This is a genomic window from Streptomyces sp. ERV7, from assembly GCF_001653515.1.
Classification (GTDB): domain Bacteria; phylum Actinomycetota; class Actinomycetes; order Streptomycetales; family Streptomycetaceae; genus Streptomyces.
In genome coordinates, this window is record NZ_LYOY01000078.1 from 1 (window position 1) to 1,682 (window position 1,682).

A 1,682-nucleotide genomic window follows, 5' to 3' on the forward strand; every position below is an offset into this window, starting at 1 on the left:
CGTGGTGGAGACCGTGGTGGAGGCCGAGCCCAAGCCGCGCCGCACCCGGGCCCGCAAGGCCGTCGCGGCCGTCGCCGAGGCGCCCGTCGTCCCGGCGCCCGCCGCCGAGACCGCCGTCGCCGTCGCCGAGCCGGTGGCCGCCCCGCGCCGCCGCACCCGCAAGGTCGCGGAGCCGGTCGTGGCGGTCGTCGCCGAGGCGCCGGTCAAGCCCCGTCGGCGTACGCGCAAGGTGGCGCCGGTCGCCGAGGTCGGCTTCATGACCCCGGAGTCCGCCGCCCTGGAGATCGCCGCGGCGAAGGCCGCGGAGGCCGCCGCCAAGCCGGCCCGTTCGCGCAAGAAGGCCGTCGCGGCCGAGCCCGAGGCGTCCGTCGCCGTCGAGCCCAAGCCGCGTCGTACGCGCGCGAAGAAGACGGCGGAGGCCGCCCCCGAGGCGGCGGCGGAGCCCAAGCCCCGCCGTACCCGCGCCCGTAAGACCGCGGCGCCCGAGGCGTAAGCACCACGCTTCTTCGGCCCGGCATCCCCCTGGGGTGCCGGGCCGAAGTGCGTCCGGGCCCGGCCGCCCGGGGCGGCGCTCCGGTGCCCGCGCACCCCGGTTACGCTCGGCATATGAGCAAGCCCCGGTCCCTGGCCCTGCCCTCCGGCACGCGCGCGTACCCGCTGGAGACGCCCCGCGGCCGCTTCGCCGTGCTCGACTGCGAGCCCGCCGGGCCCACGCTCGGGACCGCGCTGCTGCTGCCCGGTTTCACCGGGAGCAAGGAGGACTTCCTCGCGCTCCTGGAGCCGCTCGCGCGGGCCGGGTACCGGGCTGTGGCGGTCGACGGACGGGGCCAGCACGAGAGCCCCGGGCCGCGCGGCGCGTCCGGCTACACCCCCCGCGTCCTCGCCGAGGACGCCGTCGCCCAGGCGGCGGCGCTCGGCGACGGGCCCGTCCACCTCGTCGGCCACTCCTTCGGCGGTCTGGTGGCCCGCGCGGCCGTCCGCCTCTCCCCCCGCTCCTTCGGCTCGCTGACCCTGCTGTCGTCCGGGCCGGGGCACGTCGGCCCGGAGCAGCGCGCCAAGATCCGGCTGCTGCGGGCCGCGCTGCCCGTCCTGCCCCCGGCGGTGGTGTGGGCGGCGACTCGGTGGCTGGACAGCCGTGACCCCGCGTACGAGCCGGACGCCCCGGATGTCGCCGCGTTCCTGCGGCAGCGGTGGTTCAACACCCGGCCGGGCCAACTCATCGCCGCGGGGCGGCAGTTGAGGACGGAGCCGGACCGCACGGAGGACATCGCCGCCCTGCCCGTGCCGCTGCACGTCGCGTACGGGGACGAGGAGTCGGTGTGGACCGTGTCCGAGCTGGCCGCGCTGGCGCGCTCCACGGATGCGCGCCACACGGTGATCGCGGGCGCGGGCCACTCCCCCAACGTCTCGCACCCCGCGCGGCTGGCGGGGGCCCTGACGGACTTCTGGGCGACGGCGACGGCGCGCAGCACGTAGCTCACCTGCGGGCCGGCGGGCGGTTGCTCGCGCCCCTTTTGGGCCCGGACTCCACCTTGCGGCCGGTGGGGGCCGGCCGCGCAGTTCCCCGCGCCCCTCAGGGGGTCCGCCGCAGCCGGAGAACCCAGCTCAGCCACAGGCTTTTTAGGGGCGCGGGGAACTGCGCGAGAACCACCCACGGTCCGCGGATCCAAAGGGTTCAGGGG

General features: G+C 77.8%; 1 protein-coding gene and 1 pseudogene. Both read left to right on the forward strand.

The window, feature by feature from the left end:
- A pseudogene (locus A8W25_RS30410) lies at positions 1–493 on the forward strand (hypothetical protein); the annotation flags it as partial.
- A 113-nt stretch (positions 494–606) separates the two neighbouring features.
- Positions 607–1,476, forward strand: coding sequence for an alpha/beta fold hydrolase (locus A8W25_RS30415; RefSeq protein ID WP_067163728.1), 870 nt, complete (start codon positions 607–609; stop codon positions 1,474–1,476).
- The last annotated feature ends 206 nt before the right edge of the window (positions 1,477–1,682 follow it).